The organism is Tenacibaculum sediminilitoris, from assembly GCF_964513795.1.
GTDB lineage: Bacteria > Bacteroidota > Bacteroidia > Flavobacteriales > Flavobacteriaceae > Polaribacter > Polaribacter sediminilitoris.
The window spans coordinates 106,665-132,274 of record NZ_CAZEQR010000047.1; the positions used below are offsets into that span (position 1 = coordinate 106,665).

Below are 25,610 nucleotides of genomic sequence, written 5' to 3' on the forward strand. Positions count from 1 at the left end.
TACTCTTATACAAGCAAGAGTGCATCTAGTTGATTTAAATTATTGTTTCTTGAAGTCTCTAAATTTTAGTAATAATAGAATTGTTCTATTTTCTTATGTAAGAAACAAAGCTATAATCATATTTATTTTTCTCATCAGCTTTAAAGTCTTCTCGTACTTCTTCTTTCCATTTATCTGTATTAATTTCAGGAAAAAAAACATCTGCTTCAAATTCATGATGTATAACAGTTATATCTAATCGATCAACTAAATTTCTTTCTAAAACTTCTTTATAAATTTGTGCACCACCTATAATAAATGCGTCTTTTCCTTCCGTTAAAGCTATCGCTTCTTCTAAACTATTTGCTATTAAGCACCCATCTACAAAGTAATTATTATTTCTGGTAATAATAATCGAAGTTCTGTTGGGTAATGGTTTCCCTATACTCTCAAAAGTATTTCGTCCCATTAAAATAAAATGTCCTGTAGTAATTTTCTTAAATCGTTTTAAGTCGGCAGGCAAATGCCAGATTAAGTCATTATCTTTCCCTAAAGCATTATTTTTTGCAATTGCTGCTATGAGTGTTATCATAAATTGAATTTGGATAGGTTACATACTTTTCACCCATTCTTTTATATATCCTGTAAGGTCTCTTTTTTCAGTAATAGCTTCATCAAAAGTTTCATTTTTCATATTATCAACTAATGTATGAATAGCTTTTAATACATTTTCATCATTAATTTCTGCTATTTTATCGTAGAGGTCTTCTTTTAAAACATCAACATCTGTATTCATTCTTATAACTTTTTAGATTGGTTTTATACAAAGCTACTAAACAATACGTATAAAATAAAATTAAATTATACTGCCACAACTCCTTTGATGTGTGGATGAGGATTATACCCTATCAATTCAAAATCTTCAAAAGTAAAACTTTCAATATTTTTTATTGCTGAATTTATTTTCATTTTTGGAAGTGGTCTTGGTTCACGAGATAACTGTAACTCTAATTGTTCCATGTGATTGTTATAAATATGCGCATCACCAAACGTATGAATAAACTCTCCTACTTCATAACCACAAACTTGTGCAATCATCATTGTAAATAATGCATACGATGCTATATTAAAAGGAACTCCTAAAAATATATCTGCACTTCGTTGGTACAATTGACATGATAATTTCCCATTTGCTACATAAAATTGAAAAAATGCATGACATGGAGGAAGTGCTGCTTTTCCATTTGCTACATTTTCGGTGAATGATTTTGAAGTATCAGGTAAAACCGAAGGATTCCAAGCTGAAACTAGCATTCTACGGCTATTTGGGTTCTGTTTTAACGTTTCTATTACTTCTTTTAACTGATCTATTTCATCGCTGTTCCAATTACGCCATTGATGACCATACACTGGCCCCAAATCACCCTTTTCATCTGCCCATTCATTCCAAATACGCACTCCATTTTCTTGCAGATATTTAACATTTGTATCTCCTTTTATAAACCATAACAATTCATAAATTATTGATTTTAGGTGTAACTTTTTAGTCGTTACCATCGGAAAACCTTCACTTAAATCAAATCGCATTTGATATCCAAAAACACTTTTGGTTCCTGTTCCTGTTCTATCCCCTTTTTCATTTCCGTTGTCTAAAACGTGCTTTACTAAATCATGATACTGCTTCATTCTACTACTACATTTAATCGTTAAAATTTTGACTTGTTTAACAGCGTAAAAATAAAAAAGCATCTACAAAAAATGTAAATGCTTTTAAAAATTATATTAATAAGTTATCAACTATACTTATGCCCAAATACAGTTTCCATTACTTTGGCAATACCCATAGTCACAAAACTCAAAACCGCTTCCAAATCTCGTACAACACATGTTGCTTCCTTTACAGTAGGTATAACCTCCACCGTTAATTTCGTTTTGCTCTTTTTTTGATAACGTTTTAATTCCTTTTAAATTTTTTAGTTTTTTCATGATAGATTTAATTTCGAGGGTTAATATTGGTATAAATGTATCAAAAAAAAAGAATAATAAAAATTATTAATCTAAAAAACAATAAGTTATACTAACAAAAAATGTTTTAACCTATAATCATTCCTGCAATAGTTGCCGACATTAACGAAGCTATTGTTCCTCCTATTAATGCTTTCATACCAAATTCAGATAAGTTTTTACGTTGTCCTGGAGCTAATGATCCAATTCCTCCTATTTGAATTCCAATAGAAGCAAAATTAGCAAATCCACATAACATATATGTTGCCATAATTACTGATTTGTTGTATGTTAAATGTGTAGCAGAAGCTATATTTTTTAATTCTGCTAACTGAATATAGCCTACAAATTCACTTGCAGCTAGTTTGATACCCAATAACTGTCCCATCAATGCCATATCTTCTTTGGCTACTCCTATTAACCACATTAGAGGAGCGAAAATATATCCTAGAATAAATTCTAGTGAGAGCGACTTGTATGATGTTGCATTTGCTATGACCTGATTTAAGCTGGTGAATTTCCAATTAAAATACTCTATCCCATCGAAACCTCCTAAACCTCCTAGTATTCCATTTACCATAGCTATAAAGGCAACAAAAACTAGTAACATAGCACCAACATTCATCGCCAATTGTAAACCTTCAGTGGTTCCATTAGCAATGGCATCTAAAATATTTGAACCTATTTTCTCCTGGGAAACCTCAACAACAGTATTTACTTCTTCAGTTTGAGGATATAAAATTTTTGAAATAATGATTGCTCCTGGTGCTGCCATTACCGAAGCTGCTAATAAGTGTTTTGCATATAATAAGCGTAACACTTCATCATCTCCTCCTAAAAACCCAATATATGCCGCTAAAACCGCTCCTGCTACCGTTGCCATTCCTCCTATCATTACTAACAGGATTTCAGAGCGATTCATTTTTTCTAAATAGGCTTTAATTAATAATGGAGCTTCAGTTTGTCCTAAGAATATATTTCCTGCTACCGATAAACTTTCGGCACCAGAAATTTTCAGAATTTTACTTAATGACCATGCCATTAGCTTAACTATTTTTTGAATTATTCCTAGATAAAACAACAAGGAAGTTAATGCTGAAAAGAAAATAATAGTTGGTAGAATTTGAAATGCAAAAATGAAACCAAAAGTATCCATATCTGATATAAGTCCTTCGAATAAAAATTTACTTCCTGCTTTTGTAAATTCTAATATTTCTACAAAACCTTTTCCTATAAACTCAAAAATAGCCTGTACGAAAGGAACTTTCAAAACCCCAATGGCAATTATTAGCTGAAAAGCCAAACCTAAGCCCACTGTTTTCCAATCAATTCCTCTTCTATTAGCACTGAATAAGAAAGCAATAATGAGTAGGGTAATCATTCCTAAAGCTCCTCGCCATAAACTTTTCATTGAAAAACCTTGGCTTGGAATTATTTTACTTGTACCTTCTGCTTCTTTTTCAGTTTCTTGAGCTAAAACTACTTTTGGCTCTGCTGTAAAATTATAAAGTATATTTTTTTCTGAAAGTGTTAAGACTTCATTTGTCAATTCAACCACGTTGTAATAACGAACAGTATCATTAGGTTGCTTGTAGTTGAAAATTAATAAGTTGTTTTGATGAATATAGTTTCCTGAAGCTTGTAAACTATCTTTTTCTACTAAAGAGTATGTAAAGTTTCCTTCTGATAAGGTAAAAACATCTGTAGGGTCTATAGAGACAATTGAATCTCCTTCTGTTGTTGTAATTGATGAGAAATTCCACTTTTTTTCAATGCTTTGGCTAAAAGTTATCATCGTAACGCAAAGCATTATGAAAGTAAATAGTTTCTTCATTTTTAATATTTTAAATTAAGAACGTTTGCTAATTTCATCACGAATCTTAGCTGCCAATTCGTAGTTTTCATTGGCTACAGCGTCGTTAAGTTGTTCGTGTAATTCTTTAAGTGATAAGTTTGAGTAGCTACCTTGCTCTTCTTCCTCTTCAATTGAAAATTCTATTTCATCTTCGTCCGAATCTAGGTCTTCTTCAATTGTTAACTCTTCATCCATTTTTAGATAAATACCTGCTTTATCTAAAATATTTTCATAAGTAAAAATTGGTGCCTCAAATCGAACTGCCAATGCTATCGCATCTGATGTTCTTGTATCAATAACCTCTTCTACCCCTTCTCGTTCACAGATTAAACTTGAATAAAATACACCATCAACTAATTTGTGTATAATTACTTGTTTAACAGTAATGGAAAATCGATCAGAAAACGTTTTAAACAAATCGTGCGTAAGTGGTCTTGGCGGGCGAATTTCTTTTTCCAAAGCGATGGCTATTGATTGTGCTTCAAATGCTCCTATGATTATAGGAAGTGTTCTAGTTCCTTCCATTTCACTAAGTACTAAAGCATATGCCCCACTTTGTGTTTGGCTATATGAAATCCCTTTTATAGTTAATTTAATTAAGCTCATGTAAAATCAATCATCATAAAATACAAAAAGCTGTCTAAATTTAGGCCTTATGCTTAAAATTTTAGACAGCCTTCTTAAGTGGCACAATTTACTAAAAATTATGAGTTGTACTCTAATTTCTAGTAAAAGAAAAAATCACCACTATTTTATGCTTCTTTAAAAGCTTTTAATTTATCTACTAACTCAGGAACAACTTCAAAAGCATCTCCAACAATACCATAATCTGCAGCCTTAAAGAAAGGTGCCTCAGGGTCTGTATTAATTACTACTTTTACTTTTGAAGCATTAATTCCTGCTAAATGCTGAATTGCACCAGAAATACCAATGGCAATATATAAGTTAGATGCTACTGGCTTTCCTGTTTGACCAACGTGCTCACTATGAGGACGCCATCCTAAATCAGATACTGGCTTAGAACATGCAGTTGCTGCACCTAAAACATCAGCTAATTCTTCAACCATTCCCCAGTTTTCAGGACCTTTTAAGCCTCTTCCTGCAGAAACTACGATATCAGCATCAGCAATAGTAACCTTACCTGTTGCTTTATTAATATTTTCAGACTTCACTCCTAATTCAGGTAAGGTAGCATCAAATCCTTCTGTAGATCCACTTACTGAATTTTCATGCGCTCCATAAGAGTTTTTAGCAACACCTATTACTTTCTTCTCTGTTGAAATTTCAGTATTATTAAATCCTTTGTTTGAGAATGCTTTTCTCTTAACAACAAAAGGATTTGTACTACTTGGTAACGCTACTACATTTGAAGCATATCCTGCTTCTAAAGCAACTGCTACTAATGGCGCTAGAGTTAGTCCGTCAACACTAGAATCAATAATTACAGTAGTTGCCCCTTTTGCTTCCGCTACTTGCTTAATAATTGAAGCATATCCTTTAGCATTAAAAGAAGGTAAATCATTCTTTACTTCTACTACTTTCTCTGCTCCAAAAGTATATAGTTCAGAAGCATTTCCTCCATTAACAGTTAACACTACTAGGTCGCTTCCTAATTGCTCTGCTACTTTTTTTCCGTATGAAACCACTTCAAAAGCTGTTTTTTTGAATTTTCCTTCCGATGAATCGGCAAAAACTAATACAGACATAATTATTTTAATTTTTAGTTGTTAATGATTTGTTTTTGATTTTCAAACACTAACAAGTTTTTATATTTATTTTATTTAGCTGATTATATTACTTTTGCTTCGTTATGTAATAAATCAATTAATTCATCTACACTCTCTACTAACTTGACAGCTCCTTTTGGTGCTAATTTTTCAAAGTTTTGTGTAGCTGTTGCTGCAGGAGCTCCAGTTGGTTCAACCACATTTAATGGTTTTTTACGCGCCATCATGATACCTCTCATATTAGGAATACGTAAATCTTTTTCTTCTACGATTCCTTTTTGACCTGCAATTACCATTGGTAATGTTGAAGATACTTTTTCTTCCCCTCCATCAATCTCTCTATTTAACGTAGCATTTGTCCCGTCTACCTCTACACCAACACATCCATTAACAAAGTTAAAATCTAACAAAGAAGCTAACATTCCAGGAACCATTTGTCCATTGTAGTCAGCAGATTCTTTTCCTGCTAAAACTAAATCATATCCTCCATTTTTAACAACTTCAGCTAATTCTTTAGCAACCATAAATCCATCCGTTGGCTCAGCATTTACACGAATTGCATCATCTGCTCCAATGGCTAAAGCTTTACGTAAAGTAGGCTCAGTAGAAGCCCCTCCAACATTCACTACCGTTACACTTGCTCCTTGTTTTTCTTTAAACCACATTGCACGAGTTAAACTAAACTCATCGTATGGGTTTATAACATATTGAACCCCGTTAGTATCAAACTTTGTATCGTTATCAGTAAAGTTGATTTTTGAAGTAGTATCAGGTACATGACTGATACAAACTAATATTTTCATATATCGTTGTTTTAAAGAAACTTAATTTTGTGCGACGAAGTTAAGGATTTTTTTTAATTTACTATGCGTGCATAGTAAATTTTTTATCCTACTTTAATCGCCCTCAAAATTAAGGTATTATTATTACTTAATCATTTGTTGATTTTAAAGCTACAATATTACTCCTATTTTTATTATTTTTGCACTCTTGATAAACAACTACTTATAAAACGTATGAAAACAATACAATTTAGAGAAGCCGTTTGCGAAGCAATGAGCGAAGAAATGCGCAGAGATGAAAGCATTTACTTGATAGGAGAAGAAGTTGCTGAGTATAATGGTGCATATAAAGCCAGTAAAGGAATGCTAGACGAGTTTGGTGCTAAACGCGTTATTGATGCTCCTATTGCCGAGTTAGGTTTTGGCGGTATTGCTGTAGGATCGGCAATGAATGGTAATCGCCCTATTGTTGAGTATATGACTTTTAATTTCTCACTAGTAGGAATTGATCAGATTATTAACAATGCTGCGAAAATTCGTCAAATGAGTGGTGGACAATTTAACTGTCCTATTGTTTTTCGTGGCCCTACTGCTTCTGCTGGTCAATTAGCTGCCACACATTCACAAGCTTTTGAAAGTTGGTATGCAAACTGCCCTGGTTTAAAAGTAATTGTCCCTTCGAACCCATATGATGCAAAAGGTTTATTAAAAGCAGCTATTCGCGATGATGACCCAGTAATTTTTATGGAATCTGAGCAAATGTATGGTGATAAGATGGAAGTACCTGAAGGAGAATATATTATTCCTATCGGAGTTGCTGATATCAAAAGAGAGGGTTCAGATGTAACTGTAGTATCTTTTGGTAAAATAATTAAAGAAGCATACAAAGCCGCTGATGAATTAGTTAAGGAAGGAATTTCAGTTGAAATTATTGATTTACGTACGGTTCGTCCAATGGATCATAAAACCATTTTAGAATCTGTAAAGAAAACTAACAGATTAGTAATTTTAGAAGAAGCATGGCCTTTCGGTAGTGTTTCATCAGAAATTACTTTTAGAGTACAAGACGAAGCATTTGATTACTTAGATGCTCCTATAAAAAGAATTACTACTGCAGATACTCCTGCACCATATTCTCCAGTATTGTTAGAAGAATGGTTGCCAAATGCAAATGATGTTATAGCTGCTGTAAAAGAGGTAATGTACCGTAAATAATTAGAGAAAAAGAAATTGAAAATAAATTAAAATCCTTTTGACTTCTGTCAAAAGGATTTTGTAGTAAAAAATATAATGAAACATCTTCTAGCCCTACTACTACTGCTAGTTACCAACACTTTAAGCGCACAGCTAACTATACAAGGTAAAGTAGTTGACGAATTTAACAACCCTATTCCCTTTGTAAATGTAATTTTAAAGAAAACTACATATGGAACAACCACTGGTGATAATGGTAAATTTTATTTAAAAACTAAAAAATATAGAGGTATACTTGAGATATCTTTTGTGGGTTTTCAAACTCAAACCATTAAAGTAAGTCAAAAAACAAAATTTCTAAGTATTGTTCTAAAAGAAGAAAGTAATGAACTAGAAGAAGTAGTTATTGTTACCAAACCTAAAAAACGTTTAAAGAAAAAAGAAAATCCAGCTTATAGAATTTTAAAAGAAATTTGGAAACGTAAGAGGAAAAATGGACTTGATTTAGTAGACTATTACCAGTATAAAAAAAATACAGCAATAGAAATTGGGCTTAACAACTTAGATACGCTTTTCTTAAAAAAAATATTTAAAAACGACTATGAAAAAGCTCTTCAAGAAATTAAGTATGATAGTGACGGGATAAACTATTATATACCCATTCACTTAAATGAGCAAGTTGCTAATGTATACGGTGACAATATAAACAATAATATAAGAGAAGACATAGAAGCTGAAAAATCTGAAGGTCTAAGCGCTCAAGGTTTTATTTTTGACCGAATGGCAAACACTTTTCAAAATATTGATGTTTTTAAAAACAACATAACACTACTTCAAAAACCTTTTATCAGTCCTTTATCTACAGATGGGTTTTCAACTTACGATTATGTTTTATACGATAGTATTATTAACAATAATAAAAAGTTATATAATATATACTTCTTCCCAAGAAGAGATGGTGACTTAGCTTTTCAAGGGAATTTTTGGGTTGCTGATAAAAACTTCTCTATCAAAAAACTTAAAATGAAAGTTCATAAAAGCATCAACCTAAACTTTGTAAGAAGGTTAACTTTTGAAAAAGAATTTGAGGTACGTAATGATAGTATTTATATTCCTGTTAAAAATGCTTACGAAGGAGATTTTACTTTTTTTGACAAAAACGAAAGCAACAAAGGACTTACTATTAAAAAAAATATTGTTTTTAAAAATTACATCCTAGACAAAACTCTTCCTAAAAAATTCTATGAACAAACTATTGAGAAGATTAGACCTGATCAATACAAAAAAGAACAATCGTATTGGGAAACCATTCAAACTGACGAAAGCAAAAAAACATACCAATTAATTGAAAGTGTTAAAGAAAAAAAACAAATTAAAAACTTAACAGGTCTTATAAATACTGTAGCAAGTGGTTTTATAAACACTAATATTGGTATACAAATAGGGTCTTTATGGACAACTTTTGCTAACAACCAAGTTGAAGGATTTAGAACTAAATTAGGGTTTAGAACTTTTGTTACTAAAGATGATCGTTTTCGTTTAAGCGGCCATGTTGCTTATGGCTTTAAAGACAAGCGTGTAAAATATGGCTTAGAAGCTCGATATCTCTTAACATACAAACCTAGAATTGCAGTTGGTGTGGCCTATCAAAATGACATAGAACAATTAGGTAGTACGTTATTAAATACAACACAACTCATAGGTAGAAGCTTTGGTACCACTGCATTATTTTCAAGAGGAGATAACTTCTTTTTATCTGATGTTGAAAAGGTAGCCGCAAACTTCGATTATCAAATTCAACAAAACTTACATATCGGATTTAACTTTTCTCATTCTAAAATAGCCTCAGCTTCTGAAGAAAATTTTTCTATGAATTATAGAGGTCAAAATGGAAATATACAGTCAAGAGTTACTGATGTTACTTCTGATATTTATATTTCTTTTACACCAGGAAGGTTTGTATACGGCTTAGGGGTAGAAAGACGTTTTGGCCGAAACATATTTCCTACGTTCGTGTTAAACTACCGAAAAGGGTATAAAGGACCTTTTAATGGAACACACAGCTATGATAAAATTCAGTTCAAATACAGTCAACCTATTTTACTTAGTAAATTTGGAACTTTAGATGCCAGTATCGAAGCAGGAAAAACGTTTGGCACTGTTCCTGTTGCTTTATTAAGTCCAGTTCCTGCCAATCAAACATTTTCATTAGTTAAAGATACCTTTGCCTTACTAAATTACTATGATTTTGTTACTGATGAATACTTAGCAGGACATTTTGAACACCACTTTAATGGCTATATACTAAACAGAATTCCATTATTAAAAAAATTAAAACTAAGAAGTTTGGTTTCTTTTAGAGCTGCATACGGAAACATCTCGCAAGAAAACAGAGCTATCAATGATGGTTTATCTAATAGTAATGGAGCACTTAATATTAACTATAATGCTCCTAAAAAACTATATTATGAATACAGTGTTGGCTTAGAAAATATTGGGTATGGTAACTTACGTTTTCTTAGAATTGACGCTATTTGGAGAAGCAATTACACTCCTCCTACAGGTTCAATTGTAACACCAACACCTAAGTTTGCAATTAGAATAGGCATTAAACCCGGCTTATAATCATACATTTAACCTTAAAATACCTTTATTTTTTCTTTTAAAAAGCTAATAAATCACTACTTTTGCAAACCGATTTCAGAAAACGAAGAAAAGTTAAGAATATATGACCGCAAAAGAAAGAAAAACAGTAGATGTTTTAATTGAAATACCAAAAGGAAGTAGAAACAAGTACGAGTACGATTTTAATTTAGGAAAAATTCGTTTTGATAGAATGTTATTCTCATCAATGATGTATCCTGGAGATTATGGATTTATCCCTCAAACACTAGCATTAGATGGAGACCCTTTAGATGTTTTAGTTTTAGGAGCAGAACCAACTTTTCCTATGTGTGTTATGGAGGTAAAACCAATTGGAGTTTTCCACATGGCAGACGAAAAAGGTCCAGATGAAAAAATCGTTTGTGTACCAGTATCAGACCCTATTTGGAATAAATATAACGACATTACAGACTTAAACCCACACCGTCAAAAAGAAATCACACACTTCTTCCAAGTATATAAAGATTTAGAGAAGAAAAAAGTTGATATCGGAGATTGGGGTAATGCTGATGAAGCTTACGAAATTTTAGATAAATGTTTAGAACGTTATGAAAATAGCGAACATAAAACAAATGGAGATTTTATCATTTAATATGTAAAATTCAACTTTTATAAAAAAAACCTCTTAGTTCTAACTGAGAGGTTTTTTGTTTAGTTATTGATTTTGTTATATTTACGAACACTTATAACTAATCAAATAATAATAACATGAAACAAAACATGATATATGTGCCAATAGTATTGGCTATTTTAGGACTCATTTTTATGTATATAAAAATGGTCTGGGTTAAAAAACAAGATGCAGGAAATGAAAAAATGCAATCCATTTCAAAAAGTATTAAAGAAGGGGCTCTTGCTTTTTTAGCTGCCGAATATCGACTGTTATTAATCTTCGTAATTATTGCTTCATTAGCTTTATTCGGAATCTCTCAATTAGTAGAAACGACAAGTATTATGATTGTTCCTGCATTTATTATAGGAGCAATTTTTTCTGCCTTAGCAGGAAATATAGGAATGCGCATAGCAACTGATGCTAACGCAAGAACAGCTGAAGCCGCAAAAACAAGTTTACCACAAGCTTTGAAAGTATCTTTTAGTGGTGGAACTGTAATGGGCTTAGGGGTAGCTGGTTTAGCTGTTTTAGGACTAAGTTTATTCTTTTTACTATTCATTGGTCAATTTATTACAGATGGCGAAAACTTCTATAATGAAATGACTGTTGTTCTAGAAGCTTTAGCCGGTTTTTCTCTAGGAGCTGAATCAATTGCTTTATTTGCTCGTGTTGGTGGAGGTATATACACTAAAGCAGCCGATGTTGGTGCCGATTTAGTAGGGAAAGTTGAAGCGGGGATTCCTGAAGATGACCCTCGTAACCCAGCAACCATTGCCGATAATGTTGGTGATAATGTTGGTGATGTTGCAGGTATGGGAGCTGATTTATTTGGCTCATATGTTGCAACTGTTTTAGCGGCCATGGTACTAGGAAATTATGTAATCAGAGACATGTCTATCAATACTCCATTTACTGATGATTTTAACAATATGGGGCCTATTCTATTACCTCTAGTAATTGCTGGTATTGGTATAATTGCATCTATCATAGGTACATTTTTAGTCGGTATTAAAGATAATACTGCGAAAGAAGCACAAGTACAAAAAGCATTAGATACTGGTAACTGGACATCCATAATAATAACATTAGCTGCAAGTTTCTTTTTAATCAAATGGATGCTACCAGAAACCATGCAAATGAGTTTCTTTGGAGAAGGAATTAAAGATGTTTCTTCTATGAATGTATTTTGGTCTGCTTGTATTGGTTTAGCTGTAGGAGCATTAATCTCAATGGTTACATCTTATTACACTAGTTTAGGTAAAAAACCTGTGTTAGATATTGTACAGAACAGTGCTACAGGAGCAGGAACTAACATTATAGCAGGTTTAGCCGTAGGTATGAAATCTACATTCTTATCTGTTCTATTATTTGCTGCTGCAATTTATGGTTCATATTACTTTGCAGGTTTTTACGGAGTTGCTTTAGCAGCTTCTGCAATGATGGCTACTACCGCTATGCAATTAGCTATTGATGCTTTCGGACCTATTGCCGATAATGCAGGAGGAGTTGCAGAAATGAGTGAACTAGAAGATCACGTTCGTGAACGTACTGATATTTTAGATTCTGTAGGAAACACTACCGCAGCAGTTGGTAAAGGATTTGCCATTGCTTCTGCCGCCTTAACAGCTTTGGCTTTGTTTGCCGCTTATGTAACTTTTACAGGAATTGACGGAATTAACATTTTTAAAGCAGATGTATTGGCAATGTTATTTGTTGGAGGAATGATTCCAGTAATATTTTCGGCATTAGCAATGCAGTCAGTAGGAAAAGCAGCGATGGAAATGGTACACGAAGTACGTCGTCAGTTTAGAGAAATTCCAGGAATTATGGAAGGAACAGGTACTCCTGAATATGCAAAATGTGTAGATATTTCAACCAAAGCTGCCTTAAAAGAAATGATTTTACCTGGGTTAATTACTATTATTACGCCTATTCTTATCGGATTATTATTTGGTGCTGAGCCTTTAGGTGGATATATGGCAGGTGTTTGTGTATCAGGTGTAATGTGGGCTATTTTCCAAAACAATGCCGGTGGTGCATGGGACAATGCTAAAAAGTCTTTTGAAGCTGGTGTTGAAATTAACGGAGAAATGACTTATAAGGGCTCTGACGCTCATAAAGCAGCGGTTACTGGTGATACGGTAGGTGACCCTTTTAAAGATACTTCTGGCCCATCTATGAACATCTTAATTAAATTAACCTGTTTGGTTGGTTTGGTAATTGCACCAATTTTAGGCGGACATTCTACACATACTAAAGAAAGTCATAAAGAAGTTAAAGTAGAAATAAAATCTACTGATGATGAAAAAGCAACAGCTGTAGTAACCACTACCAAAACTGAAAATGGTGAGACTATTTCTGAAACAGAAACCATTGAAGGTACTGTAGAAGAAGTAAAGCAAAAGGTAAAGGCAACTATGGATAAAGATACTATTAAAGAAGAGGATGTTAAAAAAATTGTAGAGCAAACTGAAAAAAACATAAAAGAAAAATTAGAAAAAAAAGAATAACCTTCTAGTCATAGTAAAACATAAAACCGATAGTAAGATTACTATCGGTTTTATGTTTTTCCAGAATACAATAACAATATATTTTATTAAAAAATAACACAAAACTTAAAATATTTTTGCAAAGAAATGGTCATAAAACTATGAGTGACTAAAAAGAAATCGTGTAAAAGTTAAAGCCTCGATAAAAAGTTTACCCATTTTATGGAAGGTTTTCTAAGTAATAATCTATGTTCAGACTGATATATAGCATGTCTAATAACCTCAAAAAAAATGACAACAATGAGCTAGACTTATTCTTTGCTTTTGTTGGGTGCATCTCATGGTTTGGGTGATTTTTTTTCTAATAGAGGTGCCATATTGCTTGTCTGAAATATCTATCATCGTGTTGAGAATCTCATCCTTAAATCCTCGTTCTAACCGTTGATATTTTATGCAGGTATTTCGTTTGATTTTGGCATGGAATGGATTGAGGCGTTATTTCAGTTAAGTTACCAAAACAGTACTTCTGCCTTAGATACTATAAGCTTTTTGTACTTGTTTATAGCTTACCTCTTTTTTTACCTATGATACCACAGCTAATTTAAAGCCTAAATTGTAATCGCGTTGGGTGCGCTTAACCAGCTTGTTTACTCCTTTACTCATAATAAGTCGATTTTGTTTCAACTTATTTCAGGACGGGACAAATTTAGGAATGAAAAAGCCTTCCATTTTGGAAGGCTTTTTACTACTTATTTTTTATTATGATGGTTCTTCACCATCTAACAATGGTACTGTTTGTGGCACGAAATCTTTTCCGTGAACATACTCACCATTTTCATCTGTTTTACTATAATCGTAAGCCCATCTGTGTACTTCAGGGATAGCTCCTGGCCAGTTACCATGAATGTGTTCTACTGGTGTAGTCCATTCTAAAGTATTTGCTTTCCATGGGTTTTGTGTAGCTTTTTGACCTCTATACATAGAGATAAAGAAGTTTGCTATAAAGATTAACTGTGCAGCTCCTCCTACTAAAGCCATAAGCGTCATAAATACGTTGATATCAGCCAAATCATCAAACATTGGAAAGTTTGTGTTTGTATAATAACGACGTGGTAAACCTGCTAAACCAATAAAGTGCATTGGGAAAAATACTCCGTAAGCTGTAATCATTGTTAACCAAAAATGCCAATAACCTAAAGTCTTGTTCATCATTCTTCCAAACATTTTAGGAAACCAGTGATAAACACCAGCAAACATCCCTAATAAAGCAGATACTCCCATTACTAAGTGGAAATGTGCCACTACGAAATAAGTATCGTGAACGTTAATATCTAGAGCTGAATCACCTAATACCAATCCTGTTAAACCTCCTGTAACGAATGTAGATACTAATCCAATAGAAAAGAGCATCGCAGGATTTAACTGTAAGTTACCTTTCCATAAAGTAGTTACATAATTAAATGCTTTTACTGCTGACGGAATTGCAATTAATACTGTTGTAAAAGTAAATACTGACCCTAAAAATGGATTCATTCCTGATACAAACATATGGTGTCCCCATACAATTGTTGATAAGAATGCTATTGCCATAATAGACCCAACCATCGCACGGTATCCAAAAATTGGTTTACGTGCATTTGTTGAGATTACTTCAGAGCTAATACCTAATGCTGGTAATAAGATAATATAAACCTCTGGGTGACCTAAGAACCAAAATAAGTGCTCAAATAATACTGGTGATCCTCCTTGATAGTGTAATACTTCACCAGAAATAAAAATATCTGATAAATAAAATGAAGTACCAAAGCTTCTATCGAAAATTAATAATAATGCTGCAGATAATAATACTGGGAATGAAATTACACCAATGATTGCTGTAATAAAGAATGCCCACATTGTTAATGGCAATCTTGTCATTTTCATTCCTTTTGTACGTAAGTTTAAAACGGTTACGATATAGTTTAATGATCCAATTAATGAAGATGCAATAAAAATTGCCATCGATACTAACCATAATGTCATACCTGTACCTGAACCTGGAATTGCTTGTGGCAATGCAGATAGTGGAGGATAAATCGTCCAACCTGCTGATGCTGGTCCTGCTTCTACAAACAGTGAAATAATCATTATTACTGATGATAAAAAGAACAACCAGTAAGATACCATATTTAAGAATCCAGAAGCCATATCACGTGCTCCAATCTGTAACGGAATTAATAAGTTTGAAAATGTACCACTTAAGCCTGCTGTTAATACAAAGAACACCATTATAGTACCATGAATTGTAACTAACGCTAAATACATATCTGGATTCATAATTCCATCTGTTTGATGGCTTCCTAAAAATGCCTCAACGATTGAAAATGATGTATCTGGCCATGCAATTTGTAAACGAAACAACATAGACATGAAACCTCCTATGATCCCCATGAATATACCTGTGATTAGGAACTGCTTTGAGATCATTTTATGATCTTGACTAAAGATGTATTTAGTTACAAATGTTTCTTTGTGATGATGATCTGACATAATCTATATCTTTATATACTTTTTAAAAATATCTTATTTAATAACTTGAGCTAATGTTTTTTGTTCTGATAACCACTTGTTGTATTCGTCATTACTTACAACAGTAATTTTCATTTGCATATTGTAGTGAGATGCTCCACAAATTTTATTACATAGTAATAGGTAATCAAACTCATACGGATCTTCCCCTTTTGCTCTTCTAATCTTATTAATTCCTTCTGTTTTCGCCATTACCTCTTTGTTCTGACGCATTTCTGCAGTAGTATATTTAGGTGTAAAGGCAAATTGAGTAACCATACCAGGAACACAATTCATTTGCGCTCTAAAGTGAGGCATATAAGCTGAGTGTAATACATCTTGTGAACGGAACTTAAACAATACTTTTTTACCTTTTGGTAAGTATAGTTCAGTTACTTGTTTATCGTCTTGTGCACTTGGGTCTGACATATCAACACCCATTGTATTAATTCCTTTAATAAAGTTTACATTACCAAGACCTAATTGGTTGTCTTCTCCTGCATATCGTGCATCCCAACGAAATTGTTGTGAATACACCTCTATTACTATTGGGTTTTCTTCATCTCCAACATACATTATGTTATTCCAGGCCCATAAACCATAACCAATTAACAATACAATTGTTACTGCAGGTATAGTTGTCCAAATTAACTCTAATTTATGACTGTCTGCATAAAATAATGCTTTGTTGTTTTTATTTCCTTTATACTTATAGGTAAAAAAGAAAATTAAAAACTGCATACCGAATTGAACAATACCAATTAACCAAAAAGTAATGTTGAATAAATTATCATCGTGCTCTCCTTCAAAAGAAGCAGCTTCTGGTAACATTATTACGTTCATGGCTATTAAGCAGTAAATCATCATTGCATAAAGGAATACTAAAAAACCTAAAGCATATTTACCTTGTCTTTCGTTGTCCTCATCTGTAGCAATTACAGAACGGAAATTCATTATACGAGTAATTTGCCAAAAACTTACTCCGATTGCAACTGCTATGAAAATATAAAATAAAGCGAGCATATTATCTAAACTATTTGTTTATTAATTCTATTTATTAATGATGATTACTATCTTCTCCTTTGTGTTCGATATTATAGTAATGGTATGTTTCACTTTCGTGTAAATACGGATTACCCTTTGGTATTGGATTTGCTTTAGCAAAGGCGGTGAATGTTGCAAAAATAAACAATCCTATAAAGAATAATAATCCGCTTATTTCACCAATTCCGAATCCCCATTGTCCTCCAACTGTACCAGGCATAATCATTACAAATAAATCGATATAGTGACCTACTAATATTACTAAACCACCTAAGGTAACAAACCAAGGAATACTCTTAAAATCACTATTGATTAATAATAATATTGGGAAAACAAAATTCATAACTACCATAGCTAAAAATGGCACCTTATATTCGTTAAAACGCAATAAGAAATAGGTAGTTTCTTCTGGCATATCAGCATACCATATTAACATAAACTGAGCAAACCATAAATATGTCCAGAATACAGAAAAACCAAACATAAACTTTGCTAAATCATGAATATGACTATCATTAACTAATGGTAAAGCTCCTTTAGAACGTAAGTAAATAGTTACTAATGCTATTACTGTTAAAGCTGACACTAAGAAAGTAGCTAACACGTACCATCCAAATAATGTAGAGAACCAGTGTGGGTCAATTGTCATAATCCAATCCCAAGACATCATACTTTCAGTAATCATGAAGAAAAATAAGAATATAACAGAAATGTTATAGTTCTTCTTATGTAGTTTTAAGTCTCCATTATCTTGTTTAATAGAATTTCTTCTGATAATAAATCTATATGCATTCCATACTAGTAAATAGAAAATACTTCTCATTAACCAACCTGGAGTATTCAAATACCATTTTTTACCATCTATAATTGAATCATAGTTTGGACTTGTAGGATCTACAACTCCTTCTCCCATCCAAGGAAATAAATGATTCATGTGCATTACTGTAAGAATTAAAAATACTAACATAGCAAGACTTACATAGTGTAGGTTTGCTGTAATAGCCTCCATAACTCTGAATAACACAACAGACCATCCTGATTGTGCCACTCTTTGAGAAGCATAAAATGCTAATACTAGTAATGTAATTCCTAAAGAGAATAATAAAGCAACATACACAGCAGACCAAGGTCTGTTTTGCATTTGATGGAAAGCATGCTCTGCATGAGCATCTCCGTGATCTTCACTATGTGCTTCTGCTACTTCAGTAGTTTCATCATGTGCTCCTTCAGTTGCTACTTCTACTTCTTCATGAGTATCTTCAGCTACGTGTACTGCTGAACTATCTTGTTCTTGTGTGTTTTCTGTAGCTTCTTCTGAATGTTCTTGCTCACTGCTATGAACTGCTTCTTCTTTATGAGTTGCTGTACTATCAGCAGCATGTTCTTCTGTCGTTGCCTCTTCTTCGTGATTTTCAACTTCAACATGCTTCTCAACTTTAGCTTCTTCAGTATGCCCTTCATCAGTATGAGTAGCTGCTGCTTCATGACCTCCGTGGTGTGCATCTTGTTTTGCTAAAATTTCTTTTGCTTCTTCTAATGTTTTAGGTGCCGACATAAAATTGTAGGCGGTACCTAAAGCTCCTAAAATCATAAGAGCAATAGCTAGCATTTTTAATTTTCCTGAAAACTGGTACATATCTTAACTATCTATTATAGACTTATTTTAATTCGCTTCTTAATTTTTCTACGTATTGTACAACTTGCCAACGCTCGTTGTGTCTTAACTGTGACGCATGAGACCCCATCAAGTTTTTACCATACATAATTACATGATAAATACTACCAGGAGTTAACTCTCTATCTGCGTAATTTGGAATACCATTGAATTTATCTCTCTGTGATAATACTCCGTTTCCATCACCTTTTGTTCCGTGACAAGAAGCACAGTAAATTTCGTATAACTCTTTACCTTTTTCTAAGTTTTCCTCAGTTGTTGGTAATGGGTTTTTTAATTCAGTTTTAGCTTTTTCGTATCCATCATTAGTATCAAGAATGTCATAAGCTACTTCTCCTTTTCTGTTAACAGTACCTGAAACAGGTAGTCTATTAACCATTTCACCATTTAAACCTTCGGCACCATTTGCATCGTAAGGTACAGATACATACATGTCTGGCATGTATTGTAATTGTGGTTTACGTTTATCGTTGCAAGAACTTAAGCTTGTTACTACTACAGCTAAAGCGATAATTATTTTAAAACTTTTCATATCTCTTTATTAGTGCGTTTCTACTACGTTAATTTCTACAGCTCCCGTTGTTTCTAACAAAGCTTTCAATTCTTCTTCATTTCCATTTACAGGAATTTCCATTAGAAAGTGGTCATCTGTTGTTCTTGGATCAGGGTTTTCTGCTTCTTTAAATGGCCAAATTCTACTTCTCATATAAAAAGTAATAACCATTAAATGTGCTGCAAAAAACACTGTTAATTCAAACAATATTGGCACAAACGCTGGCATATTTGAAGCCCAAGAAAAACTTGGTTTACCACCAATATCTTGAGGCCAATCAGCAATCATAGTATACCATGTTAACCAAATTGCAACAGATAAACCTGTAATTCCATACATAAAAGCTGTAATTGCTAAACGTGTTGGTGCTAATCCCATTGCTTTGTCTAATCCGTGAACTGGGAATGGACAAAATACTTCTTCAATATGATGATGTTCTGCTTTTACTTTCTTAACGGCATCCATTAAGATATCATCATCATTATATAATGCGTGAATTACTTTATTAGTGCTCATTGTTCTCTTCTCTTGATTTTTTAAAATTCTCACCTGATGACTTCAAGATTGTTTTAATCTCTGCTGTAGGAATTACGGGGAAAGTTCTTGCATATAATAAGAATAATACAAAGAAAAATCCTATAGTTCCAATGAAGATACCTACGTCTACAAACGTTGGCTCAAAACGCCACCAAGTAGATGGTAATTGTCCTTTACTTAATACAATTGCGATAATATCAAAGCGCTCGAACCACATACCTATGTTGATTACAATTGATATAATGAAAGACCAAATAAAGCTTCTTCTAATTTTCTTAATCCATAATAATTGTGGAGTAAAAATGTTACAGATTAATAATGACCAAAATGCCCATCCGTATGCTCCTGCTTCTGCTCCAAATGATAAGTATGTGTAGTTTTCGTAAGGAGAACCTGTATACCATGCAATAAAGAACTCAGTTGCATAAGCTACAGCTACAATACCTCCTGTTAAGATAATTACGATGTTCATATACTCAACGTGTAAACGTGTAATATATGCTTCCATGTTCGTAACCTTACGCATAATACCTAGTAACGTTTGTACCATTGCGAATCCTGAGAAAATTGCCCCAGCTACGAAGTAAGGAGGGAAAATTGTTGAGTGCCATCCTGGGTTAATAGAAGTTGCGAAGTCCATCGATACAATTGTGTGTACAGAAAGTACTAATGGAGTTGCTAAACCTGCTAATACTAAAGACACCTCTTCAAAACGTTGCCAATCTTTTGCTCTACCTGACCATCCGAAAGATAATAATGAATAAATTTTCTTTTGGAAAGGTTTTACAGCTCTATCACGAATCGTTGCAAAATCAGGTAATAAACCAGTCCACCAGAACACTAATGACACCGATAAATACGTAGAAATTGCGAATACATCCCATAATAATGGAGAGTTAAAGTTTACCCATAATGATCCGAATTGGTTAGGAATTGGTAATACCCAGTATCCGTTCCATGGACGTCCCATGTGGATGATTGGGAACAATCCTGCTTGGAATACCGCAAAGATTGTCATCGCTTCTGCCGAACGGTTAATTGCCATTCTCCATTTTTGACGGAATAATAAAAGTACCGCAGAAATAAGTGTACCGGCGTGACCAATACCTACCCACCATACGAAGTTGGTGATATCCCATGCCCAACCGATGTTTTTACTTAATCCCCAAACACCAATACCTGTTCCTACGGTGTAGAAGATACATCCAAATCCCCATAACATTGCTGCTAAGGAGATATAAAATGCTATATACCAATTTTTGTTTGCTTTACCTTCAATAGGTCTAGCAATATCTTCAGTAATATCATGGTAACTCTTGTCACCAAGTATTAAAGGTTCTCTATAAGATGATTCGTAATGAGACGACATAAATCTATATACTTATTAATTTTACTATTAAGCTTCGTTTGTATTTCTTACTTTCACTTGATACACTACGTTTGGTTTTGTACCAATATAATCTAACACGTGGAAAGCTCTTCTATCTTCTTTTAATGTTGCAACTGAATCTTCTGAGTTGTTTATATCTCCAAACACCATTGCTCCTGTAGAACATGCTGATGAACATGCAGTTGCAAATTCATCTTTCTTAACAGCTCTACCTTCTTTCTTAGCCTTTAAGATAGTAGCTTGTGTCATTTGAATACACATAGAACATTTCTCCATAACTCCACGAGAACGAACAACTACGTCTGGATTTAACACCATTTTTCCGTATTCGTTATTCATATTGAAATCAAACTCATTGTTATCAGCATAGTTAAACCAGTTGAAACGACGAACTCTATACGGACAGTTGTTTGCACAGTAACGAGTACCAACACAACGGTTATATGCCATTTGGTTTTGACCTTGACGACCGTGAGAAGTTGCTGCTACTGGACATACTGTTTCACATGGTGCGTGGTTACAGTGCTGACACATCATTGGTTGGAATGCTACTTGAGGGTTCTCAGCAGGGTTCTCTAATGCATCAAATAAATCACCTTTACTTAACTCTAATACTTTCTCAGTATAGCGTCTTTCAACTTCTTGGTTTGCAAGACTAGGGTTTTTAGCTTTGAACTCTTCTAGCGTCATACGTACTTCACCGTCTTCATTCTTATCATACTGCTTATCTACAACAGTTGATGAATAATAACGATCTATACGCAACCAAGCCATATCTCTACCTACACGAACTTCATCTTTCCCAACAACTGGAACGTTGTTTTCAGCGTGACATGCAATAACACATGCTCCACATCCTGTACATGATGTTAAATCGATAGATAAGTTAAAGTGATGCCCTAAACTTCTATCATGCTCATCCCACAAATCGATTGTACTTCCTTCTACTTCTTGATGATCATAAGAAACCATAAATGGCTTGTTCCAAGTATGCTTAGGGTCTAATTTTTTATTGTTTACTTCTTTTAATGAAGCTTCTCTTAAGATATCGTGACGACCTGCTAAGGTACTTTGTACTTGCATACAAGCAAACTTGTGCCATCCTAAAGCTTTTTCTATAGAAACATTGTACTGTACATTATTTCCGTTTTGGTAGAAAGGATATGCATTAATACCTACTTGCATTTCTGACTTTAATCCTTGAGTTCTACCGTAACCTAATGCTAAACCTACTGATCCTTTTGCTTGACCTGGCTGTATAATTACTGGAATTTTGTTTATTGTAACTCCATTAACTGTTACATTAGCATAGTTACCATCAATAGCACCGTTATCTTTAACTGGGTTTTCAAAACCTAATTCTTTGGCATCAGCCATAGAAACGGTTAAGTAGTTATCCCAAGAAGCACGCGTAATTGGATCTGGTAATTCTTGTAACCAAGGGTTATTTGCTTGTTTACCATCTCCTAAAGCTGTTGATGAATATAAGTTTAATTCGAATCCTGAAGTATTGTTAGCATTTCTTACTAATTGTACTGCTGCTGCATTTACATCTGCTGTAGCTTCAAAAGCTATTTCTTCTTCTACTGTAACATTTTCAGCTTTAAAGAATCCATCATGTAATGCTTGATTCCATGAAGCTCCTCCTAATACATTAGTACTCCAAAATTCTTTTAAGGTATCATAGTAGTTTACTGTACTTCCTGACCATTTTAACAATACGTCTTGTACTTGACGTGTATTAAATAATGGTTGAATTGTAGGTTGCATTAAACTATAAACACCTTGTTTAGCCATAACATCTCCCCAACTTTCTAAGTTGTGAGGTGCTGGCAATGTATATTGTGTAGCATTAGCTGTAGCATCATCTTGAGTAGATAAAGCAACAGATAATTTTAAGTTCTTAATTCCTTCTGCTAAATCAGCTGCATTTGACAAAGAGTATAAAGGATTTACATTATAAGTAATTAATCCTTTTACTTTACCTCCTTTAATGTCTGCTACTAATTGAGCCACTTGAGTGTCGTTACCTTGGCGTTTTAAATTCACAGCCCTAGTATCAATTACTTCACTGCTTAGTGCTTTATTAATTGCTAAGGCAATTAATTGAGCATTTTTATCATTTAACCCAGTAACAACAACTCCTTTTGAACCAGCTTTTTTAAGGTCTTTAGCTAATTGCTTTACCTCAGTATCAAAAGCTGTTGCTTTAGAAGGGAGACTGCTTCCTGTTACTTGGTTATATAAGTTTATTAAAGCGAAAACTTGTTCAGATGGCTTAGCAACTATTCTTTTATCAGCATTTGCTCCTGCTAAAGACATATTGCTTTCTATTTGAACATGGTAAGACATTTTACCAGTTTGAACTCTACGTCCTTCTGCATAAGACTTCTCGTACCCACCTTGCCAATCTCCTAAGAAATCTGCTCCAATAGATGCAATAACCTCTGCCTTACTAAAGTCGTAATTTGGTAATACTCTTTTACCATACATAGCTTCAAAAGCATCTGCCGCTGCGCTATCAGAAATCGCGTCGTATACTACATGCTTAACATTTGGGTAAGCAGCAATAAAATCAGCAATTACTTTTTCAGTAGAAGGACTCGCTAAAGTACCTGTTAACAACACTACCGATTCGTTAGCATCTTTTAACTCGTTTAATTTAGCAACAATCTCTTTATCAGCATCTGCCCAAGAAATTTGAGCTTCCCCTTTTCTAGGTTCTTTTAAACGTAATTTTTCATCGTATAATGATAAAACTGATGCTTGAGTACGTGCGCTAGTTACTCCTCCTGCCTCTTTGTTTGGCATGATTTGAATTGGACGCCCCTCACGTGTTTTTACTAATACGTTTGCGAAATCAAAACCATCTGCAATTGTAGTTGCGTACCAATCAGCAACACCTACTACGATATCATTAGGTTGCACTACATAAGGAATTGATTTTCTTACTGGACCCTCACAAGCTGCTAAAGAAGCTGCTGCTGTGGTAAATCCAACATATTTCAAGAAATCTCTACGTGACGTTGATGATGTTTCTAAGGTTTCTTTGTCGCCTAAAAATTCATCTGTAGGAATATCTTGTACAAACTCATTATTACGTAGCGTTTCAACAATAGAACTACCTTTTAGTTCTTCAACACTTTGCCAGTATTTTTTGTTTGAAGCCATTTATATATGTGTTTTTCTACTTTCTAAATTGATTAATAGTGGCACTTACCACACTCTTTTCCTCCTAATTGCGCAATAGTTACTTGCTCAACACCGTACTTTTTAGCTAAATCTTCGTGAATCTTAGCATAGTACTCATTGCCTTTTAAGTCAACCTTAGTTGCCTTATGACAATCAATACACCAACCCATTGTTAATGGAGAATATTGATATACCTCTTCCATTTCTTCTACAGGCCCGTGACATTTTTGACAAGCTACCCCACCTACTGTTACGTGTTGCGAGTGGTTAAAGTATGCAAAATCTGGTAAATTGTGAATTCTTACCCACTTAATTGGCTTTGTATTACCTGTGTATTCTAATTTATCTGCATCCCAGCCTGCTGCTTCATAAATCTTTGCAATCTCTTTATCTAAATCTGCTTTCACTAAAGTATGATCATCCATAACCACTTTAGTATCATCGGCAACTTCTGAAATATTTTTATGACAGTTCATACAAACATTTACTGAAGGAATTCCAGATGTTTTACTATGCTTAGCAGATGAGTGACAGTATTGACAATCTATTTTATTATCTCCTGCGTGAATCTTATGCGAAAAAGCAATTGGTTGAATTGGCTGGTATCCTTCATCTACACCAACTTTAAACAAAGTACCAAACAAAAAGTAAGCTGTTACCAAAGCACCAAAAATAACTGTTAAGACTTTTAAGAATGTATTTTGCTTAATACCTTCCCATAATTCTGCAGTTTGCCCCATTAATCCTGGAGTTTTCGGAGCTCCTTTTAACTCACTAATAGTCTTTAACAAACTACCAATAATTAAAAATGCTACTACAATGGCCGCTGCTAAAATGTAAATCAACCAACTTGGAGCTTGACCTCCTTCAGGTTGACCAGCAATTTCTGCTCCTGCAACAGCAGCTTTCTTCACCTCTCCAACAGTCGTATAATAAAGAATATCATCAATATTTTGATCTGTTAACTGAGGGAATGCAGTCATATTAGAACCTTTGTACTCCTCAAAAACAGCTATCGCGTCTTTGTCTCCAGAAGCTCTAAGTTCAGCATTGTTTTTAATCCAAGCTTTCAACCACTCATTACTTCTTTTTTCTTCCACGCCAGCTAATGCAGGACCTACAAGTTTCTTGTCTAATTTATGACATGAGGCACAAAGAGACTTAAATAATTTTTTCCCTTCTTTTTGACGCGCTTCGTCAATATCTTGTGAAAACGCTGAAAAACTTACTAAGAAAATTAAAAAGAAAGCTAAACTCCTTACTAGAGTTTTGGTTAATCTACTGTGATGATTCACACTTTTCATACTATAAAATATAAGTTTTGTATCTATTTTGGTACAATTTTTTCTGTTACACTAATTAAAA

General features: G+C 33.6%; 20 protein-coding genes and 1 pseudogene. 4 read left to right on the forward strand and 17 right to left on the reverse strand.

Translation table 11 applies throughout. From position 1 onward, the window contains the following. Positions 1-85: 85 nt before the first annotated feature. The 8 genes from ACKTSW_RS10930 to ACKTSW_RS10965 form a co-directional block, all read right to left on the reverse strand. Positions 86-571 carry a dihydrofolate reductase gene (locus tag ACKTSW_RS10930; RefSeq protein WP_408025299.1) on the reverse strand — a complete coding sequence of 162 codons (486 nt, stop codon included), beginning with the start codon at positions 569-571 and terminating at the stop codon, positions 86-88. Between the two features lie 18 nt (positions 572-589). Then, positions 590-775, reverse strand: a complete 186-nt coding sequence (locus ACKTSW_RS10935; protein ID WP_408025300.1) for a hypothetical protein — start codon at positions 773-775, stop codon at positions 590-592. A 65-nt stretch (positions 776-840) separates the two neighbouring features. Beyond that, positions 841-1,665, reverse strand: coding sequence for a thymidylate synthase (locus ACKTSW_RS10940; RefSeq protein WP_408025301.1), 825 nt, complete (start codon positions 1,663-1,665; stop codon positions 841-843). Positions 1,666-1,782: 117 nt separating this feature from the next. Then, entirely contained in the window at positions 1,783-1,965 is a 183-nt protein-coding gene (locus ACKTSW_RS10945) for a hypothetical protein (protein ID WP_408025302.1), read from the reverse strand. Positions 1,966-2,071: 106 nt separating this feature from the next. Continuing rightward, complete coding sequence (locus ACKTSW_RS10950) at positions 2,072-3,817, reverse strand: NupC/NupG family nucleoside CNT transporter (RefSeq protein ID WP_408025303.1); 1,746 nt, start codon at positions 3,815-3,817, stop codon at positions 2,072-2,074. A 15-nt stretch (positions 3,818-3,832) separates the two neighbouring features. Then, on the reverse strand, positions 3,833-4,444 hold the full coding sequence (locus ACKTSW_RS10955) for a bifunctional nuclease domain-containing protein (protein WP_408025304.1): 612 nt from the start codon (positions 4,442-4,444) through the stop codon (positions 3,833-3,835). 146 nt (positions 4,445-4,590) lie between these two features. Then, positions 4,591-5,544 carry an electron transfer flavoprotein subunit alpha/FixB family protein gene (locus ACKTSW_RS10960; RefSeq protein WP_408025305.1) on the reverse strand — a complete coding sequence of 318 codons (954 nt, stop codon included), beginning with the start codon at positions 5,542-5,544 and terminating at the stop codon, positions 4,591-4,593. Between the two features lie 83 nt (positions 5,545-5,627). Then, positions 5,628-6,368: an electron transfer flavoprotein subunit beta/FixA family protein gene (locus ACKTSW_RS10965; protein WP_408025306.1), complete on the reverse strand. Its 741-nt coding sequence runs from the start codon at positions 6,366-6,368 to the stop codon at positions 5,628-5,630. Between the two features lie 213 nt (positions 6,369-6,581). On the opposite strand from ACKTSW_RS10965, the gene ACKTSW_RS10970 reads away from it, so the two are divergent. The 4 genes from ACKTSW_RS10970 to ACKTSW_RS10985 all read left to right on the forward strand — a co-directional run bounded on the left by ACKTSW_RS10970 (position 6,582) and on the right by ACKTSW_RS10985 (position 13,328). Continuing rightward, a complete protein-coding gene (locus ACKTSW_RS10970; protein ID WP_408025307.1) occupies positions 6,582-7,562 on the forward strand; it encodes a pyruvate dehydrogenase complex E1 component subunit beta in 981 nt (326 codons plus the stop codon). A 75-nt stretch (positions 7,563-7,637) separates the two neighbouring features. Beyond that, positions 7,638-10,166 carry a DUF5686 family protein gene (locus ACKTSW_RS10975; RefSeq protein ID WP_408025308.1) on the forward strand — a complete coding sequence of 843 codons (2,529 nt, stop codon included), beginning with the start codon at positions 7,638-7,640 and terminating at the stop codon, positions 10,164-10,166. A gap of 103 nt (positions 10,167-10,269) precedes the next feature. Next, positions 10,270-10,797, forward strand: a complete 528-nt coding sequence (locus ACKTSW_RS10980) for an inorganic diphosphatase (protein ID WP_408025309.1) — start codon at positions 10,270-10,272, stop codon at positions 10,795-10,797. Between the two features lie 116 nt (positions 10,798-10,913). Further along, a complete protein-coding gene (locus ACKTSW_RS10985) occupies positions 10,914-13,328 on the forward strand; it encodes a sodium-translocating pyrophosphatase (RefSeq protein WP_408025310.1) in 2,415 nt (804 codons plus the stop codon). 513 nt (positions 13,329-13,841) lie between these two features. Here ACKTSW_RS10985 and ACKTSW_RS10990 read toward each other — a convergent pair. From ACKTSW_RS10990 to ACKTSW_RS11030, 9 genes and pseudogenes are all read right to left on the reverse strand, one after another. After that, positions 13,842-13,970: pseudogene (locus ACKTSW_RS10990) on the reverse strand (IS3 family transposase); the annotation flags it as partial. Positions 13,971-14,066: 96 nt separating this feature from the next. After that, the gene (locus ACKTSW_RS10995; protein ID WP_408025311.1) at positions 14,067-15,836 is read right to left on the reverse strand and encodes a cytochrome c oxidase subunit I; all 1,770 of its coding nucleotides are present in this window, start codon (positions 15,834-15,836) and stop codon (positions 14,067-14,069) included. Between the two features lie 33 nt (positions 15,837-15,869). Continuing rightward, complete coding sequence (locus tag ACKTSW_RS11000) at positions 15,870-16,877, reverse strand: cytochrome c oxidase subunit II (protein ID WP_408025312.1); 1,008 nt, start codon at positions 16,875-16,877, stop codon at positions 15,870-15,872. Positions 16,878-16,911: 34 nt separating this feature from the next. Beyond that, positions 16,912-18,534 (reverse strand): quinol:cytochrome C oxidoreductase, encoded by a 1,623-nt coding sequence (locus ACKTSW_RS11005; RefSeq protein WP_408025313.1) that lies wholly within the window; start codon positions 18,532-18,534, stop codon positions 16,912-16,914. Between the two features lie 22 nt (positions 18,535-18,556). After that, the gene (locus ACKTSW_RS11010) at positions 18,557-19,105 is read right to left on the reverse strand and encodes a c-type cytochrome (RefSeq protein ID WP_408025314.1); all 549 of its coding nucleotides are present in this window, start codon (positions 19,103-19,105) and stop codon (positions 18,557-18,559) included. A 9-nt stretch (positions 19,106-19,114) separates the two neighbouring features. After that, on the reverse strand, positions 19,115-19,642 hold the full coding sequence (locus ACKTSW_RS11015; protein WP_408025315.1) for a DUF3341 domain-containing protein: 528 nt from the start codon (positions 19,640-19,642) through the stop codon (positions 19,115-19,117). Continuing rightward, positions 19,632-21,032, reverse strand: a complete 1,401-nt coding sequence (gene nrfD / locus ACKTSW_RS11020; protein ID WP_408025316.1) for an NrfD/PsrC family molybdoenzyme membrane anchor subunit — start codon at positions 21,030-21,032, stop codon at positions 19,632-19,634. Before nrfD ends, ACKTSW_RS11015 begins: the two co-directional genes overlap by 11 nt. 27 nt (positions 21,033-21,059) lie before the next feature. Beyond that, the gene (locus ACKTSW_RS11025) at positions 21,060-24,224 is read right to left on the reverse strand and encodes a TAT-variant-translocated molybdopterin oxidoreductase (protein ID WP_408025317.1); all 3,165 of its coding nucleotides are present in this window, start codon (positions 24,222-24,224) and stop codon (positions 21,060-21,062) included. Positions 24,225-24,256: 32 nt separating this feature from the next. Beyond that, the gene (locus tag ACKTSW_RS11030; protein WP_408025318.1) at positions 24,257-25,549 is read right to left on the reverse strand and encodes a c-type cytochrome; all 1,293 of its coding nucleotides are present in this window, start codon (positions 25,547-25,549) and stop codon (positions 24,257-24,259) included. Between the last annotated feature and the right edge of the window lie 61 nt (positions 25,550-25,610).

Bases quoted from the DNA above. Each gene is read 5' to 3' on its own strand.
- ACKTSW_RS11000 (WP_408025312.1), bottom strand. From the start codon at position 16,877: ATGCTCGCTTTATTTTATATTTTCATAGCAGTTGCAATCGGAGTAAGT.
- ACKTSW_RS10980 (WP_408025309.1), top strand. From the start codon at position 10,270: ATGACCGCAAAAGAAAGAAAAACAGTAGATGTTTTAATTGAAATACCA.
- ACKTSW_RS10960 (WP_408025305.1), bottom strand. From the start codon at position 5,544: ATGTCTGTATTAGTTTTTGCCGATTCATCGGAAGGAAAATTCAAAAAA.
- ACKTSW_RS10975 (WP_408025308.1), top strand. From the start codon at position 7,638: ATGAAACATCTTCTAGCCCTACTACTACTGCTAGTTACCAACACTTTA.
- nrfD (WP_408025316.1), bottom strand. From the start codon at position 21,032: ATGTCGTCTCATTACGAATCATCTTATAGAGAACCTTTAATACTTGGT.
- ACKTSW_RS10970 (WP_408025307.1), top strand. From the start codon at position 6,582: ATGAAAACAATACAATTTAGAGAAGCCGTTTGCGAAGCAATGAGCGAA.
- ACKTSW_RS10985 (WP_408025310.1), top strand. From the start codon at position 10,914: ATGAAACAAAACATGATATATGTGCCAATAGTATTGGCTATTTTAGGA.
- ACKTSW_RS11010 (WP_408025314.1), bottom strand. From the start codon at position 19,105: ATGAAAAGTTTTAAAATAATTATCGCTTTAGCTGTAGTAGTAACAAGC.
- ACKTSW_RS10955 (WP_408025304.1), bottom strand. From the start codon at position 4,444: ATGAGCTTAATTAAATTAACTATAAAAGGGATTTCATATAGCCAAACA.
- ACKTSW_RS11005 (WP_408025313.1), bottom strand. From the start codon at position 18,534: ATGTACCAGTTTTCAGGAAAATTAAAAATGCTAGCTATTGCTCTTATG.
- ACKTSW_RS10950 (WP_408025303.1), bottom strand. From the start codon at position 3,817: ATGAAGAAACTATTTACTTTCATAATGCTTTGCGTTACGATGATAACT.
- ACKTSW_RS10965 (WP_408025306.1), bottom strand. From the start codon at position 6,368: ATGAAAATATTAGTTTGTATCAGTCATGTACCTGATACTACTTCAAAA.
- ACKTSW_RS10995 (WP_408025311.1), bottom strand. From the start codon at position 15,836: ATGTCAGATCATCATCACAAAGAAACATTTGTAACTAAATACATCTTT.
- ACKTSW_RS11025 (WP_408025317.1), bottom strand. From the start codon at position 24,224: ATGGCTTCAAACAAAAAATACTGGCAAAGTGTTGAAGAACTAAAAGGT.
- ACKTSW_RS11015 (WP_408025315.1), bottom strand. From the start codon at position 19,642: ATGAGCACTAATAAAGTAATTCACGCATTATATAATGATGATGATATC.
- ACKTSW_RS10940 (WP_408025301.1), bottom strand. From the start codon at position 1,665: ATGAAGCAGTATCATGATTTAGTAAAGCACGTTTTAGACAACGGAAAT.
- ACKTSW_RS10930 (WP_408025299.1), bottom strand. From the start codon at position 571: ATGATAACACTCATAGCAGCAATTGCAAAAAATAATGCTTTAGGGAAA.
- ACKTSW_RS10945 (WP_408025302.1), bottom strand. From the start codon at position 1,965: ATGAAAAAACTAAAAAATTTAAAAGGAATTAAAACGTTATCAAAAAAA.
- ACKTSW_RS10935 (WP_408025300.1), bottom strand. From the start codon at position 775: ATGAATACAGATGTTGATGTTTTAAAAGAAGACCTCTACGATAAAATA.
- ACKTSW_RS11030 (WP_408025318.1), bottom strand. From the start codon at position 25,549: ATGAAAAGTGTGAATCATCACAGTAGATTAACCAAAACTCTAGTAAGG.